This is a genomic window from Nitrosomonas ureae (assembly GCF_900108305.1).
GTDB lineage: Bacteria > Pseudomonadota > Gammaproteobacteria > Burkholderiales > Nitrosomonadaceae > Nitrosomonas > Nitrosomonas ureae_B.
On sequence record NZ_FNUX01000013.1, the window covers coordinates 65,153 to 86,454 of the forward strand.

18 protein-coding genes are annotated in these 21,302 nt (G+C 47.2%); 2 read left to right on the top strand and 16 right to left on the bottom strand.

Annotation, left to right across the window (positions count from 1 at the left end; all coding sequences use genetic code 11):
- Entirely contained in the window at positions 1–1,035 is a 1,035-nt protein-coding gene (holA, locus tag C4S39_RS08765) for a DNA polymerase III subunit delta (protein ID WP_103966644.1), read from the top strand.
- Positions 1,036–1,422: 387 nt separating this feature from the next.
- Entirely contained in the window at positions 1,423–3,132 is a 1,710-nt protein-coding gene (locus C4S39_RS08770) for a methyl-accepting chemotaxis protein (RefSeq protein ID WP_103966645.1), read from the top strand.
- A 233-nt stretch (positions 3,133–3,365) separates the two neighbouring features.
- Here the strand turns inward: C4S39_RS08770 and ftsZ are convergent, their stop codons facing one another.
- The 16 genes from ftsZ to mraZ all read right to left on the bottom strand — a co-directional run bounded on the left by ftsZ (position 3,366) and on the right by mraZ (position 21,060).
- Positions 3,366–4,523 carry a cell division protein FtsZ gene (ftsZ, locus tag C4S39_RS08775; RefSeq protein WP_103966646.1) on the bottom strand — a complete coding sequence of 386 codons (1,158 nt, stop codon included), beginning with the start codon at positions 4,521–4,523 and terminating at the stop codon, positions 3,366–3,368.
- Positions 4,524–4,591: 68 nt separating this feature from the next.
- Complete coding sequence (gene ftsA, locus C4S39_RS08780; protein ID WP_062558299.1) at positions 4,592–5,830, bottom strand: cell division protein FtsA; 1,239 nt, start codon at positions 5,828–5,830, stop codon at positions 4,592–4,594.
- A gap of 12 nt (positions 5,831–5,842) precedes the next feature.
- Positions 5,843–6,619 (bottom strand): cell division protein FtsQ/DivIB, encoded by a 777-nt coding sequence (locus tag C4S39_RS08785; RefSeq protein ID WP_103966647.1) that lies wholly within the window; start codon positions 6,617–6,619, stop codon positions 5,843–5,845.
- A complete protein-coding gene (locus tag C4S39_RS08790; RefSeq protein ID WP_103966648.1) occupies positions 6,609–7,526 on the bottom strand; it encodes a D-alanine--D-alanine ligase in 918 nt (305 codons plus the stop codon). The genes C4S39_RS08785 and C4S39_RS08790 overlap by 11 nt, the downstream gene beginning before the upstream one ends.
- Complete coding sequence (gene murB, locus C4S39_RS08795) at positions 7,526–8,515, bottom strand: UDP-N-acetylmuramate dehydrogenase (protein ID WP_103966667.1); 990 nt, start codon at positions 8,513–8,515, stop codon at positions 7,526–7,528. Before murB ends, C4S39_RS08790 begins: the two co-directional genes overlap by 1 nt.
- Before the next feature lie 13 nt (positions 8,516–8,528).
- Entirely contained in the window at positions 8,529–9,956 is a 1,428-nt protein-coding gene (gene murC / locus C4S39_RS08800) for a UDP-N-acetylmuramate--L-alanine ligase (RefSeq protein ID WP_103966649.1), read from the bottom strand.
- Positions 9,946–11,037, bottom strand: coding sequence for an undecaprenyldiphospho-muramoylpentapeptide beta-N-acetylglucosaminyltransferase (gene murG, locus C4S39_RS08805; protein ID WP_103966650.1), 1,092 nt, complete (start codon positions 11,035–11,037; stop codon positions 9,946–9,948). Before murG ends, murC begins: the two co-directional genes overlap by 11 nt.
- The gene (ftsW, locus tag C4S39_RS08810; RefSeq protein WP_103966668.1) at positions 11,034–12,194 is read right to left on the bottom strand and encodes a putative lipid II flippase FtsW; all 1,161 of its coding nucleotides are present in this window, start codon (positions 12,192–12,194) and stop codon (positions 11,034–11,036) included. The genes murG and ftsW overlap by 4 nt, the downstream gene beginning before the upstream one ends.
- Before the next feature lie 6 nt (positions 12,195–12,200).
- Positions 12,201–13,616 carry a UDP-N-acetylmuramoyl-L-alanine--D-glutamate ligase gene (murD, locus tag C4S39_RS08815; RefSeq protein ID WP_103966651.1) on the bottom strand — a complete coding sequence of 472 codons (1,416 nt, stop codon included), beginning with the start codon at positions 13,614–13,616 and terminating at the stop codon, positions 12,201–12,203.
- A complete protein-coding gene (gene mraY, locus C4S39_RS08820; protein WP_103966652.1) occupies positions 13,613–14,698 on the bottom strand; it encodes a phospho-N-acetylmuramoyl-pentapeptide-transferase in 1,086 nt (361 codons plus the stop codon). Before mraY ends, murD begins: the two co-directional genes overlap by 4 nt.
- On the bottom strand, positions 14,689–16,089 hold the full coding sequence (locus C4S39_RS08825) for a UDP-N-acetylmuramoyl-tripeptide--D-alanyl-D-alanine ligase (RefSeq protein WP_103966653.1): 1,401 nt from the start codon (positions 16,087–16,089) through the stop codon (positions 14,689–14,691). Before C4S39_RS08825 ends, mraY begins: the two co-directional genes overlap by 10 nt.
- The gene (locus tag C4S39_RS08830; protein ID WP_103966654.1) at positions 16,086–17,612 is read right to left on the bottom strand and encodes a UDP-N-acetylmuramoyl-L-alanyl-D-glutamate--2,6-diaminopimelate ligase; all 1,527 of its coding nucleotides are present in this window, start codon (positions 17,610–17,612) and stop codon (positions 16,086–16,088) included. Before C4S39_RS08830 ends, C4S39_RS08825 begins: the two co-directional genes overlap by 4 nt.
- A 5-nt stretch (positions 17,613–17,617) precedes the next feature.
- The gene (locus tag C4S39_RS08835) at positions 17,618–19,345 is read right to left on the bottom strand and encodes a peptidoglycan D,D-transpeptidase FtsI family protein (RefSeq protein WP_103966655.1); all 1,728 of its coding nucleotides are present in this window, start codon (positions 19,343–19,345) and stop codon (positions 17,618–17,620) included.
- Positions 19,342–19,644 (bottom strand): cell division protein FtsL, encoded by a 303-nt coding sequence (gene ftsL / locus C4S39_RS08840; protein ID WP_103966669.1) that lies wholly within the window; start codon positions 19,642–19,644, stop codon positions 19,342–19,344. Before ftsL ends, C4S39_RS08835 begins: the two co-directional genes overlap by 4 nt.
- A 22-nt stretch (positions 19,645–19,666) precedes the next feature.
- Positions 19,667–20,593, bottom strand: coding sequence for a 16S rRNA (cytosine(1402)-N(4))-methyltransferase RsmH (gene rsmH / locus C4S39_RS08845; protein WP_103966656.1), 927 nt, complete (start codon positions 20,591–20,593; stop codon positions 19,667–19,669).
- 20 nt (positions 20,594–20,613) lie between these two features.
- Entirely contained in the window at positions 20,614–21,060 is a 447-nt protein-coding gene (gene mraZ / locus C4S39_RS08850; RefSeq protein WP_103966657.1) for a division/cell wall cluster transcriptional repressor MraZ, read from the bottom strand.
- Positions 21,061–21,302 lie beyond the last annotated feature (242 nt).

Below are 21,302 nucleotides of genomic sequence, written 5' to 3' on the forward strand. Positions count from 1 at the left end.
ATGCGCATAAAGCTTGAGCAATTATCGCAATCCCTGCAAAAGCAAACTGCATCTCTTTACACTTTATTTGGCAACGAACCGTTGCTGATCCTGGAAGCTGCAGACATGATCCGCACTCACGCGCACCAGCATGAATATACCGAACGCGAAGTATTCACTGTAGATCAGCGCTTCGATTGGTCTGATTTGCTGAATGCCGGCAATAACCGGTCCTTGTTTGGTGAGCGCAAAATTATGGATATTCGTATCCCTTCCGGCAAGCCCGGCAAGGAAGGTGGTAAAGCCATTGAGATCTATTGCAATACGTTGCCTCCGGACACGCTGACGCTCCTCACGCTACCTCGGATCGATAAGCAAGGACAAGCAACGCGGTGGTTCAAAGCACTTGAAACCTCCGGCGCTCTAATCCAGGTCTATCCAATAGAACGTAACCAGCTACCTCTTTGGATCGGGCAACGTCTTGACAAACAGCAACAAAAAACTGATTCTGCCACGCTGCAATTTCTTGCGGATCAGGTTGAAGGCAATTTACTCGCCGCACATCAGGAAATTCAGAAGCTCGCATTGCTCTATCCCAGAGGTAATTTAACTTTCGAGCAAATCAAGGATGCGGTGCTGAATGTAGCACGCTATGATGCATTTCAATTATCAGATGCCATGATCAATGCGGATTCCTCACGCTTTATCCGCATCCTGACCGGTTTGCAAGCTGAAGGTATCGCTCCGCTACTAATTCTCGCCACCTTAACTGAACAAATACGACAACTCATTATCATCCGCAAGGGCCTCGACACTGCTCAACCACCCTCCCAGTTACTGCAGACCGCCAGAATCTGGGGTAACCGGCAAAAATCAGTACAAGCTGCAGCCAAGCGCATTAGCTTGCAAGTGTTGATGCGAGGTTTATCCGATGCCGCAATAATAGATCGGATGATTAAAGGGGTGACACAGGGAGATGCCTGGGACGAATTGATGCAATTAGGGCTGCGTCTCGCACTTCATGAAAATAGAAATTTCATCAGTATCGTTAAGTAGTCGCCATTCCGTCCCAGTAGTCGGCTACAAGTAATACTGTCACAATTCGACACCGCTACCACTAAATCAAATTTGCGGAAAAATGAGCTGATCAGCTCAAACTGAGTGTCAGATGCTTCTTGGCAACACCGGCTTTGCATTTATAAGCATTCAGAAAATTCAATGCGTAAAATCCCGGCCTTTTGCGCACTGTTACTGCGGTTAAACTGATCGCAGATCAGAGTAACAAAACAGGGATGTCAATCATTAGGTCTCCATATTATTACAAAACTTTATTTGCATCCTGTTTGATCTAGATCAATATTCTCGCTACTAGTATTTTATTTTGTGAAATATGGGTCGCTACATTGCTCACAGAATTTTATAAATACAAGAAGGATAATAGCGATGAGAGTAAATCTGCCAGTTTCTAATACCGAATACCCTATTGACGATGATACCCTGATTTTATCTACCACTGATACGAAAGGACGCATCACATATGTAAATCAGACTTTTATTGAAGTTAGCGGATTTTCCGCAGATGAACTGATAGGTAAATCGCATAACATAGTGCGTCACCCTGATATGCCACCACAGGCATTTGAAGATTTATGGAGGACACTTCAAGCTGGCAAACCATGGACTGGTCTAGTTAAGAATCGCCGTAAAAATGGAGATTTTTATTGGGTTCTTGGCAATGCCACACCACTAATAGAAAATGGATCTATTGTTGGCTATTTGTCTGTTCGCACAAAGCCCTCTCGCCAGGTAATAGAAACAGTCGCACCAATATATCGTCAATTTATTAATGGGACGGCTGGAAATCTGAAAATTGAAAATGGCGGCATTGTTCGCACCGATTTTATTGGTAAAGTTATCTCATTTCTTAAACTGACTTTGGGTAAGCGTATCGCACTTTATTTGTCTATACCGACACTATCGTTATTAAGCGCGGCAGGTGCTGGTTGGTGGGGGTTAACGCAAACAGCAACACCTTCATGGTTAGATGATTTTATTCTCACTACCACCATCAGTGGCACTTTATTAATGTGCCTGGCTGGATTCTTGATAAGACGAAATACGCTGGAACCTTTGAGTAAAGCTATTGAAATAGCGAATACACTCGCCGCCGGTGATCTGCAAACCAAAATCACCAATAAGTTTTCGGATGAGTTTGGTGCTTTGATTAAATCCCTGATGCAAATGGGCATTAATCTCAGAGCGACCGTTTCAGATGTTCGCAACAGCGCTGAATCAGTACGTCAAGCATCCAGTGAAATAGCCAGCGGAAATCTGGATTTATCACAACGCACAGAAGAGCAAGCTTCATCACTTGAAGAAACCGCATCCAGTATGGAAGAACTTACTTCTACAGTAAAACAAAATGCTGATAATGCCAGACAGGCTGATCACCTTTCGGCAGACGCAAGTAATATTGCGCTTCGGGGAGGTCAGTTGATGAATGACGTGGTTAATACAATGTCTTTGATCAGTGATAGCTCCAATAAGATTGCAAGCATTATAAGTGTAATTGACGGAATTGCTTTTCAGACCAATATTCTTGCTCTGAATGCCGCTGTAGAAGCTGCTCGTGCTGGTGAACAAGGCCGGGGGTTTGCTGTTGTTGCCACAGAAGTTCGGAATCTGGCTCAGCGAAGCGCAGCGGCTGCTAAGGAAATAAAAAACCTTATCGATAGCTCGGTAGAAAAAGTTGAAAATGGAACCAAGTTGGTAAATGAAGCAGGCAAGACTATGGAGGAAATCGTTACTTCGATTAAACATGTTGCTGAAATTATGTCGGAAATTACAGCAGCCTCCCAAGAACAGAGTTCAGGTATCGAGCAGGTCAATCAAGCAGTTACACAAATGGACGAAGTTACACAACAGAATGCTGCGTTGGTGGAAGAAGCTGCAGCTTCCGCGGAATCTCTGGAAAATCAGGCTAAGGATCTGACCGGAGCAATTTCCATTTTTAAACTCGGTCAAGCTATAAGAAATACCGCCACAATTCGGCAAATTACTCCTAATCAATCAAATTTACGGAAAAACAGGGTTATTTCAGTAGTAAGAAATAATCAAACAAAAAAGGTTGTTAACAGTGATAGGGAAAGCTGAAATGAGCTTTAAGGTGCTAAAAATGCATCAACGCAGAACTACTATCACTATTTTGTTCAAAACACCGCCAGGAAAACATTTGTAGGTGAATTATTCGATCATTCTTTATCACAGCGCGTTTTCACAAAGCTCATAAAAGATCCCCGCTACAGGAAGCGGGGCATCAATTATTCTTTTCAATGTACCGCTCTCGAGTCAGTAATGCGTTCTCAAGATCAGAAAAACAAGACTCATTAATCCGCTTGTCTTCTTAAAAAAGCTGGAATATCCATAGGATCTACACCAGATTGCCGCATGGCTGCCACTGTAGCATTGCTTCTTCTGCCTGTACGCATAACGGCTGGCTCCTCGGCAGAAAAAATAGAATCCCTGTCATCGGTTCCGGTGCGCGTATGCACAACGGTTAATGGAGAATTCTGATTCTGGCTCTGGCCGACAAGACTGCCTAATCCGGTAGCTACCATCGTCACACGCAAATTATCAGTCATATTTTCATCGATAACTGTGCCGACAATAATTGTCGCATCTTCAGCTGTCAAATCCTTAATCGTATTCATTACTTCATGTACTTCACGCATTTTCAGCGTTTGACTGGCTGTAATGTTCACCAAAATACCACGCGCGCCTGACAAGGAAATATCTTCAAGCAATGGACTCGAAACGGCGCGTTCCGCAGCCACTCTTGCGCGGTCAACACCCATAGCTATCGCTGAGCCCATCATTGCCATACCCATTTCAGACATGACCGTTCTGACGTCGGCAAAGTCAACATTAACCAGGCCTGGACAATTAATAACCTCCGCAATTCCGGCTACCGCACCGTGAAGCACATCGTTAGCTGCCTTGAATGCATCCAGCATGGAGATGTCATTACCCAATACCATCATTAGTTTGTCGTTAGGAATTACAATCAACGAATCAACGTGTTGTGACAGCTCTTCCATGCCCGCCTTAGCTGCAACCAGACGCTTCCCTTCAAATGAAAAGGGCTTACTGACAACCGCTACGGTCAAAATACCCATTTCTTTCGCAACTTGCGCCACGACCGGCGCTGCGCCTGTACCTGTACCACCACCCATGCCTGCGGTAATAAACAGCATATCCGCACCCTGTATCAATTCAGCGATACGATCTCGATCTTCAAGTGCAGCTTCACGTCCAATTTCAGGATTAGCGCCTGCGCCCAGTCCTTTGGTAATTCCTGTACCCAATTGCAAGATTGTTGGAGCTTTATTAGTTTTCAATGCCTGCGCATCAGTATTCATACTGATAAACTCAACGCCCTGCATTCCATTCTGGATCATATGATCCACAGCATTGCTTCCGCAGCCACCAACACCAACAACTTTGATGATCGCCTCTTGAGTCTCGTTATTTATGATTTCGAACATATTGTTTCTCCTTTAGTACATTGAAATTAAAGCTGTCTGACTGTTAGTACAACCCTTGAGATTTCTAATTAAAAGTTTCTTTGGAACCACCCCTTCATTCTGGAGAAAATCTGCTTGGCAGAACCTCCTTGTAATCTTGAACCATGTTGATGCTGCATCTGCTGCATACCTGCCAGAATTAAACCAATCCCTGTCGAATATCGAGGTGTATGGATTACTTCCCTTAAATTGCCATGATAATTGGGCAAGCCCTGCCGCACAGGCATATGGAATATTTCTTCACCCAATTCCACCATCCCGCGTAGCGAAGCAGACCCCCCGGTTATTACGATACCCGATGAAAGCAACTCTTCAAATCCGCTCCGCCGCAGCTCAGCCTGCACCAAACAATAAAGCTCTTCAGCACGTGGCTCTATCACTTCTGCCAAAGTTTGTTTGGAAAGCTGGCGTGAACCACGATTACCCACATCCGGAACTTCAACCATTTCTTTAGTATCTGCAAGGCTCCTCAATGCGCAACCATAGCGGCATTTGATATCCTCCGCGCTTTTGGTCGGCGTGCGCAATGCCATCGCAATATCATTGGTTATTTGATCGCCAGCAATGGGTATCACCGCAGTATGTCTAATCGCCCCATGCGTAAATACCGCAATATCTGTCGTTCCACCGCCAATATCGACCAGGCACACGCCCAGATCTTTTTCATCTTCAGATAATACGGCCATTGCTGATGCCAATGGCTGTAATATCAGATCACGCACCTCCAGACCACATCGATGCACGCATTTCACGATATTCTGTGCGGCCGAGACTGCGCCTGTCACAATATGCACTTTTACTTCCAGGCGTATGCCACTCATACCTACCGGTTCGCGCACATCCTCCTGGCCATCAATAATGAATTCCTGATTCAAGACGTGTAGAATTTGCTGGTCGGCGGGTATATTGACAGCCTTTGCCGCTTCCATGACACGCTCCACGTCTTTCTCGGTGACCTCCTTGTCCTTGATAGGAACCATGCCATTTGAATTAAAACCCTTAATGTGGCTGCCGGCTATCCCGGTATATACCTCATGAATTTTACAATCCGCCATTAATTCCGCTTCTTCCAAGGCACGCTGAATCGCGTTGACGGTTGTTTCAATATTGGCCACAACGCCTTTTTTTAACCCGCGGGAAGGATGGCTGCCCAATCCGATAATTTCGACCCCTCCTTCTGGAAGGATTTCCGCAACAATGGCTACAATCTTTGATGTACCAATATCAAGTCCGACGATCAAATTTCTATTGTCTCTGGTTTTATTCATCTAAATTCTATCTCACGTTTCTCTCTTAACAGCGGATTTATGAGGCTCTCGTTGCATCGTTTCGGGCATGCGGATAGCAAAACCATTTGGGTAACGCAAATCAACATATATCAGTGACTCTTGCTGATTTAACCGGGCGATGCTGTGGTCATATACTGAAACATAGCGAATCAGTCTTTCCTCAATCTCATTTCGCCCCAGTTCCAGTACCGTCCCCGTATTCAAATGAATGCGCCATGCATAGCGCTGCGTCAACATGACTTGTTCAATTTGTTGCTGTAACGGCGCTAATATTTGATTAAAACGTCTATATTGCTGCGTTACCTCAAGGGCACTGGCTTCATTTGGGCCAATAAAAACTGGCAAATCCGCATTAGCGGTAACTCGAAATACCTCACCATGAGTATTCACCAAGGCCTGACTTCCCCAATATGCCAATGCTTGATGCTCTTCTAACGTAACATTTAATCCGTGAGGCCATTCCCGATTTACGCGCGCGTCCCGGACCCATGGTAATTTTACAAAAGCTTCGCGCACTGCGGTTAAATTAACTGAAATAAAATTCCCTTCGATCTCTTTTCGCACGAGACTTTCTATTTGCGCATAGGTAACATTCTGTAATTTTGCATTATTATCTCCTGCGTCCTGAACAACCTGCAGATTAATCTCTTTTATTGGGAACAGCGGCGGCTTGATTAGCTGCATACCGATTTCATACAACACCGTCATTGCTACCAAAGCAAATAATGATTTGGCTAGCAAATCCAATGCATGATGGTTATTCCACATGGGATAAATTCAATATTCTCATCACCAGGTCCTCAAATGAAATCCCCGCAGTCTTAGCCGCCATAGGAACCAGGCTATGGCCGGTCATGCCCGGAGACGTATTCACCTCAAGAAAATAAAACTGTCCGGTTTGCGTCAGGATTAAATCAACCCTACCCCAGCCCTGGCAGCCCAATACCTTATATGCCTGCAAGGCCTGGACCTGAATCTTTAATTCCAGCTCATCCGCTAAACCGCTGGGACAGAAGTATCTTGTATCATTCGATACGTACTTGGCCTGATAATCATAAAGTTCGCCCGCTATTTCTATTCTCACTATGGGCAGAGGTGTTTCGCCCAGAATGGCAACCGTTAACTCCTTACCTACGATAAATTCTTCGGCAAGCACCAAAGAATCATGCTGTGCCGCCAATTGATAAGCAGACAACAAATCATTTTTATGAGTCACTTTACTTAAGCCGATTGTGGAACCTTCTCGCGCCGGCTTAACAATCAATGGCAATCCCAGCAATTCGGAAACTGCTTCAAAATTACTGTTGGTTTGCAATAGCACATACCGCGGAGACGGAATGCCGACTGCCTGCCACAATAATTTGGTACGCCATTTGTCCATAGCCAAGGCGCTACTCATCACCCCGCTGCCAGTGTAAGGCAACCTCATCCATTCCAGTACGCCTTGAATGGTGCCATCTTCGCCAAAACGCCCGTGCAGTGCGATAAACGCACGATCAAAACCTTGCCGCGACAGATCTTCAAGTGCTTGCTCCGCCGGATCAAATGGATAAGCATCCACTTCGCTGCGAATTAACGCATCCAAAACAGCTTGGCCGCTTTGCAAAGAAACTTCACGCTCTGCGGATCGACCGCCAAGCAAAACAGCTACTTTGCCAAAACCATGACTTATCACTATGTCAGTCTCCTGGCATCGCCAATAATTCGAACTTCCTGGATCAACTCGATCCCGGTTGCTTTTCTAACTCTATTGCGTACCATCAAGATCAAGGCCTCGATATCCGCCGCTGTTGCATTGCCCAGGTTAACAATGAAATTAGCATGTTGAGGTGATACCATCGCCCCCCCCACACAACACCCTTTCAAACCGCTGGCCTCGATCAGACGCGCCGCATGATCTCCCTGCGGATTGCGAAATACTGATCCGGCGTTTGGCAGGTTGAGCGGCTGACTTGCAACGCGTTGCGCCAGTAATTGCTTGATTCGCTGCCGTGATTCCGTCCGCTCTCCTTGCGATAATCTGATATACCCACCCGCAAACCATTCCAGGCTATGTCTATTTGAAGGCTGACACAGCTTTACGCTACGATAACCAATCGCGTACTCATCCGGGGCGCGCATAAAAATTCGCCCTTCCTGATTGACCACTTGTACCCGCTCGATGAATTCCCAAGTTTCTGATCCATAACAACCTGCATTCATAGCCAACGCCCCGCCGACCGTACCGGGTATCCCCGCCAGAAACTCTGCGCCAGCTAAATCATGTCTGGCAGCGAACCGCGCCACTTTTGCACACGCCACACCGGCACCTGCGTAAATGAGCCCATCGGATTGATTGTGCTCAATCAATTGCAAATCATTTAATTGAGCATGCAGTGCAATGACAGTACCTTGAATCCCACCATCCCTAACCAGCAAGTTGCTGCCCAATCCGATCACATGAATAGGTTCATACGAAAATTCCCGCAGGCAATCCGCAAAATCATCCAAATCTACTGGCATATAGTAACGTCGCGCATTACCACCGGTGCGCCACGAAGTATGCCGGCTCATAGGCTCATCAACGCGCATCTCTCCGCGGCATATCGATGGCATATTCATTTCAATAAACGCCAGATCTGCCGCTGGCATATTTGTTCTTGCGTTTTCTGACAAGCCAGTCATTACCCATTGGTCCTCAATAATCATTACCATTGACTACGATTAACTTGCTTTCCATTTGTGCAATATGTGGAGCCACCTTTGCTACTGAGCCTGCCCCCATCACTAGAACGATATCGTTATCCTGCACAACATCGAGTATGGCGATTGACAGATCATCAATATCTTCAATATAAATCGGCTCCACTTTTCCCAGCACCCGGATTGAACGGGCCAAGGATTTACTATCGGCAGCAACAATGGGGTCTTCGCCTGCGGGATACACTTCTGTTAACAGCAGCACATCGGCTAGTGATAAAACCCTAGTAAAATCCTCAAACACATCCCGCGTCCGCGTGTAGCGATGCGGTTGAAACGCAACGACTAAGCGCCTGCCTGGAAAGGCACCTCGCGCTGCTCTCATGGTTGCTTCCATTTCCACCGGATGATGGCCGTAATCATCAATCAATGTAAAGCTCTTCTGCATTGATAATCTAATTTCCCCAAACTGTTGAAAGCGTCTCTCCACACCTTTGAATTCCGCTAATGCCCTGACTATGGCAGCATCAGGCACACAAATTTCATTGGCGATCGCAATCGCTGCCAAGGCGTTCTGTATATTATGCAATCCGGGCAAATTCAGCGTGATATCCAGTCTGCGGGCCGAGCCATTTACACCGATTACTGCAGTAAATTTCATTTGATGATTGCTATGCTGAATATTAGTAGCGCGAACTTGCGCATCTTCAGACAAGCCGTAGGTAGTAATAGGCTTTGTAATCGAAGATATTACTTCGCGTATATTGGCATCATCGATGCAAACCACTGCCATCCCGTAAAAAGGCAAGTGTTGCAGAAACTCTACAAATGTTTGTTTTAATTTATTAAAATCATAATTATATGTTTCCATATGATCTGCATCGATATTTGTCACGACTGCAAGTACCGGCTGTAGATACAAAAATGAAGCATCGGACTCATCCGCTTCGACAACAATAAATTCACCGCCACCCAATTTGGCATGACAACCGGCTGCCTCGAGTTTTCCCCCGATAACAAACGTGGGATCCATATCAGCCGCTGCCAGAATACTTGCAATTAAACTGGTCGTGGTGGTTTTCCCGTGTGCGCCCGCTATCGCTATACCCGTGCGCAATCTCAGCAATTCTGCCAGCATCAAGGCACGCGGAACCACGGGGATATTTTTGTTTTTGGCTGCGACCACTTCAGGGTTGTCGGATTTGACTGCAGTTGAAGTAACTACAACATCTGCGCCTTTAACCTGCTCGCTCGCATGGCCCACATAAATCTTTATGCCGAGATTGGCTAAACGCTGGGTCACTGGATTATCCATCAAATCGGAGCCACTGACTTGATATTTCATATTGACGAATACCTCGGCAATCCCGCTCATGCCTGCGCCGCCAATACCGACAAAATGAATGTGTTTGACTTTATGCCTCATTCAGCGCTCCACTTAATTCAATGCATGCTTCAGCCACAACCCTGGTTGCCTCCGGTTTTGATCGGCTGCGAGCCGTTATCGCCATCTCGAGTAATTTCTCCCGCGACAAATCCGCTAACAAATCCGCCAATTTCTTCGCGCTCAGATCGCTCTGATGAATCAATATGGCAGCTCCGTGATCGGAAAGGAATCGCGCATTCCGGGTTTGATGATCATCGACCGCGTGCGGATATGGCACTAAAATACTGGCCACTCCGGCTATGCTTAATTCTGCGACCGTCAATGCGCCCGCGCGGCACAATACCAAATCACACGCCGCATAACGACCGGCAATGTCATCAATAAACGCAACAACTTCAGCATCCATCCGCAGATCGATATACGCCTGCTTAACCAAATTAAATTGCGTTATGCCAGCCTGATGAACAACCCGCGGACGGAGATTTTCAGGCATTAATGTCAGTGCCTCCGGCACAATGGTGTTTAATATTTGAGCACCCAGGCTGCCGCCTACAATCAACAAATTCAATTTTCCCTGCCTGCCCGGAAATCGTTTTTCAGGCGCTTCTATCAACATAATCTCAGTACGCACGGGATTGCCTGAATAAATGGATTTCTTTTTGTTATTCAAGATTGCATCTGGAAATCCCAGCAAAACCCTATCCGCCAGTTTTGCCAGAATCTTATTGGTTAAACCGGGCACCGAATTCTGCTCATGTATGATCAACGGTTTATTCAATAGCGATGCCATCATACCACCCGGAAAAGCGGGATACCCTCCCATTCCCAGAACCACGTCAGGCTTAACGCTTCTAATAATTCTGATACTTTGCAGAAAGGCTCTTACTAAGCGCAACGGGAGTATCAGCCAAGTAGCCAGGCGCTTGCCTCGCAGCCCCGAAAAACTGATCACCTCAGTGTCGTAACCATGCTGCGGCACCAGTTTTAATTCCATGCCCGTCTCGGTTCCAAGCCATACCACGTGCCAACCCATTTGTTTCAGATAATCAGCGACTGCCAGTCCCGGAAAAACATGACCTCCCGTGCCGCCCGCCATGATCAGGATAGTATGCTTACTCATGTGGGAAGCCCTCGCAAACGCCGACGATTTTCCCAATCAATTCGCAACAGGACTGCCAAAGCAAGGCAACTTGCGGTAATACTGCTACCGCCATAACTTAGCAAGGGCAGCGTTAGCCCTTTTGTAGGTAAAACACCCATATTGACGCCCATATTGATCAGCACTTGCACACCAATCCAGATACCGATTCCCTGCGCCACCAATGCCGAGAATGGATTCTCCAGTTTTGCTGCCAACCGGCCAATAACAAATGCGCGTGTGATAAGCCACATGAATAAAATGATTACCACGGCAACGCCAACAAACCCAAGTTCCTCTGCCAGCACGGAAAGCAAGAAATCGGTATGCGCTTCAGGCAGATAAAACAGCTTTTCCACACTGCCGCCTAAACCTACACCGAGCCACTCACCGCGACCAAACGCAATCAAAGCGTGGCTTAACTGGTAACCTTTACCATACGGATCAGCCCAAGGATCCATAAATGCAATTACCCGGCTTAATCGATAGTCTGACCTTATAATTAATTCATATAGACCAAGCGCCAGGATACCGATTAGCCCGATAAAAATTTTCAAACTGGCCCCGCCCAGGAAAAGAATTGACATGGCCAAGGCAGACACTACAAAAAAGGCCCCAAAATCCGGCTCCAGCAACAATAAAGACCCTACTATGGATAATAGGACGGTTATGGGAAGAAATCCTTTTTGCAGGGAATTCAGATCAGCCGCCTTGCGATTCACATAATCAGCGGCATACAACACCATGAATAATTTCATATATTCGGAAGGCTGAATATTTACCACATACAGCGATATCCAACGTTGACTACCATTGACTTCATGACCAATACCGGGCACCAGAACCAATATCAGCAATAAAACACCGATCATGAATAGATATGCGATGTATTTCTGCCATACCTGCATGGGCACCTGAAAAGCAATCAATCCCATGATCAGCCCCAACCCCAGATAAGCACTGTGCCGCCACAAATAATAGCCGGCACGATCGGGCCCAAACTGGGCCTCTGCAATGGCAATCGAAGCGGAATAAACCATAACCAGGCCAATACTCAGCAGCAGCAGGGCAGACCATACTAAAGCCTGATCAAAATCAGCCATGACCCTCGGTTTTTGATTGATTGCCTGATAAATCATCATTATTTAATGCTTTTTCTGTCCAAAATTAAAAAACTTGTTTTCAATATCTTTAACCGCAGCCACGAACACCTCGGCACGATGGACATAGTTTCTAAACATGTCAAAACTGGCACATGCCGGTGAAAGCAATACCACATCACCCGCTTGCGCTAACAAAAAGCTTTTCTGCATTGCTTCTTCCATGGTGGTTGCAAAATGTACAGGAACGCCACAATCTCTCAATTCATCTGCAATAATTCCTGCATCGCGCCCGATCAACACCACTGCGCGGGCATTTTCGGCAACCGCCTGCCGTAAATGCGAGAAATCCTGTCCCTTGCCATCACCTCCTGCAATCAAAATGACATTCTGTTTCATGCCATTTAATGCTGCGATAGTCGCGCCCACATTGGTGCTTTTGGAATCATCAAAAAAAGTGACTCCGTTAAATGCCGCAACCTTTTCCATCCGGTGCGGCAAACCGCGAAATTCCCGTAAGGCCGACAAAAGGGGATCCATGGCGATATCCAATGCACGGCACATAGCCAATGCTGCAAGCGCATTGACCGCATTGTGCAATCCATTAACCACAAGTTCAGAGGTTTTCATTAAGCGATGAGGGCCTTCCATTAACCACATATCATCACCATACCGTAGGATGCCAAAATCGGCATCAGTGGGCGGCATATCCCACCCAAATGTAATTTTCTTTCCATCAGCCATAGCCATTTCGCTGACTCCGAAATCATTTCGATTCAAAACTTGTGTACATACACTGCCGTTCTCTCGCAGGAATATTTTTAATTTCGCTGCGATGTAGTCTTGCATGCAGGTATAGCGATCCAAATGATCTTCACTCACATTAAGCACTGTCGCTACATCGGCATTCAAATTGCGGGTTGCTTCCAACTGAAAGCTGGAAGTTTCCAAAACCCATGCTTGCGGCCAGTTTCCAGCATCCATTTGCTCCATCAGTACACTCAGAACCGCTGGGCCGATATTTCCGGCTACCGCAACATCCCAACCGGATTTTCTCAACATAGCCCCGACCATTGATGTCACTGTTGTTTTTCCGTTCGATCCCGTGATCGCCAGAACCTTGGGTTTTGGCAGCTTGCTTTGCTCCAGCGCCCAGGAAAAAAACACCAGATCTCCAATTACCGGTATACCCAATCGAATAGCTTGCTGCACACAAGGATCTGCCATCGGAACACCCGGACTTATCGCAATAATTTCTATATCATCCAAAATTTTGGCTTCAAATTTACCCCTGTAAACTTGTACTTCAGAAAATTTTTCCATCATCTCTTTCCAGGCTGGCGGCTCCTGCCGGCTATCAGCAGCGCGAACTTTTGCACCTTGCCGGAGCAGCCATTTCACCATTGACAAGCCTGTCTCACCCATTCCCAATACCAGCACTGCTTTACCTTGCAAACTCATCTTAACTTTAATGTTGACAATCCAATCAGGACCAGGATAAAGGTAATAATCCAGAATCTGACTACCACCTGATTTTCTTTCCAGCCTTTTAATTCATAGTGGTGGTGCAAAGGCGCCATGCGAAAAACCCGTTTGCCCAGCAACTTGAAAGAAGCTACCTGCAACATGACGGACAAAGCTTCTATCACAAAAACACCACCCATAATGATCAGTACAATTTCCTGACGCACAATCACAGTAACAACCCCCAAAGCTGCACCCAATGCCAACGCGCCTACATCGCCCATGAATACTTCAGCGGGATATGCGTTAAACCACAGAAAAGCCAGTCCTGCACCCGACATGGCGCCACAAAAAACGGCCAATTCTCCTGCATGGGGGATATAGGGAATTCCAAGATATTTTGCAAAAACAATGTGCCCGGCTGCATAAGCAAAAATTGCAAGTGCGCTACTGATCATAACTGTAGGCATGATAGCCAAGCCATCCAGGCCATCGGTCAGATTCACCGCATTGCTGGTGCCGACAACGACAAAATAGGTCAAAACGACAAAACCCGCGAACCCCAGTGGGATCGCCACTTCCTTAAAAAATGGCACAATCATGTCCGTTTGTGCTGAGATTTCTGCAGTTGATGCTAAATAAACCGCGACAACAATTGCAATGACCGATTGCCAAAAAAATTTGGCTTTTGCTGAAAGCCCTTTAGGATTGCGATGAACTACTTTGCGATAATCATCGACCCAGCCAATTACTCCGAATCCCAGCGTTGTCAACAGCACCACCCAGATATAGCGGTTACTCAGATCAGACCACAGCAAAGTAGTCAACAGGATTGACATCAGAATTAAGGCGCCGCCCATTGTTGGCGTACCCATCTTCACCAGATGAGTTTGCGGACCATCTTCACGAACGGATTGCCCTATCTTATAGGCAGTCAACTTTCGTATCATCAGGGGACCGATAATGAAGGAAATCACCAATGCCGTCAGCGTAGCCAGCACGGTGCGCAAAGTGATATAGCTGAGTACGTTGAAAGCTCGTATATCCTGCGCCAGCCATTGAGAGAGCGCTAACAACATGACAATTCCTCGGTCTGTTCCAACTGTCTCACTACACGCTCCATTTGCATGAAGCGCGATCCTTTCACCAGCAAAGTGACATCGTCGGCAAGCAGGCTTTGCGTAACTTTCAGTAATTCATCGATGGAATTAAAATGGCGCGCGCCTTTGCCAAATTCTTCCGCAGCGTAGGCGCTTAATTTACCCAAAGTCAACAATTGATCCAGCCCCGCTTTCCGCGCATCCCTACCGATCGTGCGATGTAAGTCAATAGCTAATTGACCTAATTCGCCCATATCCCCCAACACCAGTATTTTTTTGCCCTCAGCCGCAGCCAACACAGCCAAAGCAGCCCGTACCGATTCCGGGTTTGCGTTGTAGGTATCATCGATTAGCAGTGCATGATGCAGGCCACATTTTTTTTGCAACCGTCCTTGTACACTTTGGAAGCGCTCAAGACCCGCAGCAATCCACTCTTTCCTGATGCCTAGAGTCCAAGCGACAGCCGCCGCAGCCAAGGCGTTATAGATATTGTGCACCCCTGGCGCCTGTAGCTTCACCTCAACGGTTGCGTCAGGCAATCTCAGCTGCAACGTATTGACTAATCGGCCCAACTGGTACACAGCGCTTACCTGTGTATTCTCTGTTAAACCAAAATCAATAATCTCTCTTGCACCAGCACATTCACGCCATAACGACGCATACTGATCATCCGCATTAATGATCGCCGTTCCGGACTGATCCAAACCGACAAAAATTTCTGCTTTGGCGCGCGCAACGGCCTCGACAGAACCCAATCCTTCAATATGTGCAGCACCTGCATTCGTAATCACTGCAATACTCGGCCGGGCCAATTGCGTCAGATAAGCAATCTCTCCGACATGATTCATGCCCATTTCAATCACCGCATACTGATGCTGCTGCCGCAGGCGTAATAACATTTGCGGTACACCGATATCGTTATTCAGATTGCCCGCGGTAGCCAGTACGCGCTCTGCCGGGTCATTGATGCTTGCATCACCACTTGCTGCTACGTGCAATATGGCCGCAATCATTTCTTTCGTTGTCGTTTTACCATTACTGCCCGTCACACCAATCACTGGCAGCGAAAAACGGTTGCGCCAATACGCCGCCAGCTCTCCCAAACCCAGGCGCGAATCCTTGACTCGAATCACGGGAAAATCACCCGGCAAACCAGCAGGCTCAGCATCTTTCTGGAGCATGACCGCTGCCGCGCCTTTTTCCCTGGCATCGGATACAAATTTACCGCCATCAAATCTTTCACCAATTAAAGCCACGAACAGCTCACCCTGCGTTAGCGTACGGCTATCAGTGCTAACCCCGGTAAAACGTACATTCGATCCGCTCCAGTCGGCATGTAATACTTGCGCAGCTTCATTCACCATCATCATTGCTGCACCTTTACTTTCACGGATAGTTCCTTCAGCACCTGTTGTACAACTTCGGCATCGCTAAAAGAAATTTTTTCTCCCTTTATTTCCTGAAATTTTTCATGACCCTTACCCGCGATCAACACAATATCGCTGCTACGCGCATTGGCGATAGCCTGATAAATTGCCAGCGCGCGGTCCACTTCTACCTGGTAACCCCCTTCGACTGCCCCGGCAGCAATATCCTCAATAATGCGCAAAGGATCTTCTGAGCGTGGATTATCACTGGTAAAAATAACTTCATCCGCCAAACGTGTCGCAACTTCCCCAACCATGGCGCGCTTTCCCTTGTCCCGATCGCCGCCGCAACCTACAACGCAGAACAGGCGCGCATTCCGGCCCTCGATACGCAAAAGCTCACGTAACGTGCACAAGACTTTTTCCAATGCATCCGGAGTGTGCGCGTAATCAACGATAATAGTCGATTGATTAACCCCGCAGTATTTTTCCATTCTTCCCGGAATAGACTGCACGTTTTGAAGTGAACGAACCGCATCCGGCAATCGAATGCCGCTTGCCAACAAAGCCGCAACGATAGCCAGCAAATTAGATGCATTGAATTTGCCCAGCAAACCGATTCTTAAATGTTCATGGTTATCCTCAAATTCAATATCAAATTCCATGCCATGAATATCAAATTTCAGATTTGAGCCGTGTACCATTTTAAATTGCCCTGAATCACGGTCTTCGGGGTAACGGAATCCGTAACCGATTATTTTAGTGGATTTATTGACAAGTTGCCGTGACAATTCAACGCCTAATACGTCATCCATATTAACCACGGCGTACTTTAATCCCGGCCAAAAAAACAGGCTTGACTTGGCTGCCGCATACGCATCCATATCCTGGTGATAATCCAAATGATCCCGGGATAAGTTGGTAAGCACCGCAACTGAAAATGCCGTGCCTATGGTTCGGCCTTGCGCCAGGCCTTGCGAAGACACCTCCATTACAACGCTTTTAGCGCCTTCATCGACGAACTTTTTGATTGAACGCTGCAAGACCGTGGCATCAGGTGTGGTATTTTCCGAATCTTGTAAATTCTTTATATATCCGCTCCCCAGCGTTCCCAGCACAGCCGTCTTGTAACCCAAATTCATCATGGCCTGCGCATACCAATGACTGCATGATGTCTTGCCATTAGTTCCGGTAATTCCCACTACCCATAACTTTTGTGACGGATGATCATAAACATAACCGGCAATCAAGCCCGCTTTCATCTTGAGATCATCTACCGCTAATGCGGGGATATGCCATTCAGATTTCCATACGAAATTTCGCGGATCATAGAGCACCGCATTGGCGCCTGCTGCGATTGCCTGGGAAATGAACTTATTCCCGTTAGTCGTATCCCCTGGGTAAGCCAGAAAGGTATCGCCCGGTTTTATCTGGCGACTATCCGCCACCAGATTCTTAATCTCCACGCCCAATTCTTCAAGCCTATGAAAATCAAATCCTTTCGATCCTTTCTTTTTTACCGTCATTAAACTCACCCTTCATCCTCCATTTCTGGTGTTGCGGTAAAGGTAATGACATTATTGGCTGGCGCATCAGGAGGAACATTCAAAATGTGCAAAGCGCCGGACATGACTTTGCTGAAAATTGGAGCAGCCACAGCGCCACCGAAATATTTTCCTGCTGATGGCTCATCGATAATCACAGCGATGATGAAACGTGGATTCGATGCTGGCGCATATCCGACGAATGTGGAAATATAGCTTTTGTTTGCATACCGGCCATCGATCAGTTTATGCGCCGTGCCCGTTTTTCCGGCAACACGATACCCGCTTATTTGCGCCAATGGCGCCGTTCCTCCGGGTTGGGTCGCCATCTCCAGCATGCGGCTTATTGCCCATGCAGTATCGCGCGAAATTACGCGCTGCCCCATGACGGGGATATTTTGCTTCAGCAAGGAAACGGGTTTCAATTCGCCACCGCTGGTAAAGATCGTATAGGCGCGCGCCAGTTGTATCAAACTGGTGGATATGCCATGCCCGTATGACATAGTGGCCTGCTCAATAGGACGCCACCGGTTATAAGGTCGCAATATTCCGCTGGCTTCGCCGGGAAAGCCCGAATTGGTCAGGGTACCGAATCCTGAGCGATTGAACATTTCCCACATTGTCTGCGGCTCCATCGACAGCGCGATTTTCGCCGTACCCACATTACTCGATTGCTGAATGATCTCGGCAACGGTTAATTCCCCTTTGTTACTGACGTCCCGTATGGTTTTTCTACCGACTTGCCATGTTCCGGGCGCGGTCTGCAGGATCGTATGGGAATTGACTTTTCCGACTTCCAGCGCAATCGCCACCGTAAACGGTTTTAATGTCGAACCGGGCTCGAAAGTATCAATCAATGCCCGATTGCGGAGCCTTTCATTATTGATGGTTGATCTTCTGTTCGGGTTATAGGCAGGCCAATTGGTAAGCGCCAATATTTCCCCTGTCTGCGCATCCAGAACCACGATACTGCCGGCTTTTGCCCGGTTAGCCAGAACGGCTTGCTTCAATTCCGCATGCGCACGATACTGAATTCTTCTATCGATGGCCAAAACCAGATCCTTCCCGGGTTTGGGAGAACGAATGCTTGCGACATCTTCATCAATGATCTGCCCTTTGTTATCCTTGATCACCCGGCGGCGGCCCAGCTCTCCGGCAAGTGTTTGCTCCCAGCCACGCTCGACACCTTCCTGACCTTCGTCATTGATATCAGTGAAACCCAGCACATGCGCGGCAAACTCGCCTTCCGGATAATACCGCTTGGACTCACTGGTTAAATAGATACCCTTGATCTTCAGTTGCATGATCTTTTCAGCGGTATCCGGCACTATGTGCCGCTTCAAATAAACAAAACGCCTATTTTCCTTGGTAAGAAGCGCATTAAGATCAGTGCTGCTCATTTCCAGCAAATGAGCCAATTGCCGCAATTTTTCAGGCTTAATCACCACCACTTTCGGATCGGCGAATATTGAAGCGACCGGCGAGCTGATCGCCATAATGTGGCCATTCCGATCTGTGATCATCCCGCGATCGGCATTCATTTCCACTACACGGCTATAACGCGATTCGCCCTTCTTTTGTAAAAATTCATTGTTCATTCCCTGGAGATAGGCAGCACGCGCCGCCAAACTGATCAAACCCAGCACCAACATACCAAACAACAACCTGGAACGCCATGCTGATAATTTGATTGTCGGTAATGCCGGTTTAATCATGGCCTAACCCTCTCCGCATTCATTTCATTTTCTGCCGTATTGATCGATACAATTTGTATGCTCGAAGTGGCCGGCACCATCATGTTCAAATGTTCTGTCGCGATCTGCTCTATACGTCCATGCGTAATCAAAGTGCTTTGTTCCAATTGCAACCTTCCCCATTCCACTTCCAATTTCTGTTCTGTTTCTTTTTCTTTTTCCAGCGCCATGAAAAGATTCCGTACCATATGCTGCGCGGTTACCACGCCTAATGCGCATGCAATTAACACCAGAATAAGGAAGATATTCAATTTGAACACTTTATTCTCCGTTTGATGGGAACTAGATTCTTTCACTCACACGCATCACTGCGCTCCTTGATCGAACATTCTCCGCCACTTCAAGTTCATCTGAACGAATCGCCCGGCTGACCGGCCGTAAAGTTTGCTTGCTGAATCGCTGCAATTCTTCTTCCCGTACCGGCACTCCACGCGGTAAATTGTCAGTACTGGCGGCCGATCGGATAAACTGCTTCACCATCCGATCCTCCAAAGAATGAAAACTAATCACTACCAATCGTCCGCCCGGTCTTAATAAATCCACACATTGCGGCAAAACCAGCGCCAACTCTTCAAGCTCCTGATTGAGATAAATCCGTATCGCCTGAAAAGTACGTGTTGCCGGATGCCGTTTACTGTCCCGCTGCCGCGTGCGAACCGCCGCAGCGACAATCCCGGCAAGTTGTAAAGTGGTCACAATAGGCTGTCGCATTCTTGCCGCGATAATCGCTCGTGCAACCTGCCTGGCAAATCGTTCTTCTCCATACTCTTTTATCACCCGCTCCAATTCGCTTTCCGTCACTGTCGACAGCCATTCCGACGCGGTCTGCCCGCCACTGGTGTCCATGCGCATATCGAGCGGACCCGCCGACTGGAAGCTGAAACCGCGCGCAATATCTTCCAATTGGGGTGACGACACGCCTAAATCGAGCAGCACGCCGTCAATCTGCGTAATCTCCAGAGCCTGAAGAATCTCCCGTACTCTGGAAAAACTGCCATGGCGAATACAAAATCGCTTATCCGTAATCGCCTCGCCCGACAATACCGCCGCCGGATCTCTATCCAACGCAATTAACCGGCCGCGCTCACCCAACCCCGACAAGATCAATCGACTATGCCCGCCGCGCCCGAAGGTTGCATCGACATAAACTCCGTCCGGTTTCAACGCCAACGCATCAACGGCTGCGTGCAACAACACCGGGATATGCACTGTTCCTTTTATCCCATCAATTACAGCGAGAATCCTTCCAGTTCAGGAGGCATGCCGCCATCCTTGAATGCCATTGCAAGTTCAATTTGTAAATTCCATTGTGCTTCATCCCACAGCTCAAGTTTCGTGCCCTGACCAACCAAAACCACATCCTTGGACAGACCGGCAAACTGACGCAGTGGTGGCGATATCAAAATGCGGTGCGCAGCATCCATGTCGACATCGCAGGCATTACCCACCAGCAACCTCTGCAAGTTGCGAGTTACCGTATCGAAGCTGGAAAGATTATTGAGTTTTTGTTCTATCGGTTCCCAGGCTGGCTGAGGATAAATCAACAAACACTTTGAGGGATCAACAGTTACAATCAAGTGTCCTGAGCAGGTAGACATCAGTTCGCTACGGTATCTTGCGGGTATCGCAAGCCTACCTTTTGCATCCAGACTGAGCTGCGTGACGCCACGAAACATGCTGTCTCCTCATATAACGGGAAAATTCATCGAGGCACACTAAATTTACCCCACATTCTCCCACCACTTCCCACTTTAATCAATAAATTCTCGATAGTCAAGCAAGAAATTGGGTTTTTATAGTTATACGACAAAGACTTAAACGGGAAGCCGATTACAGTGAATCAAGCTGTAAATTATTCAATTAAATAAGATAGATAGAAGAAACCTGCGGTGTATTTTTATTTTTGCTGCGATAATGA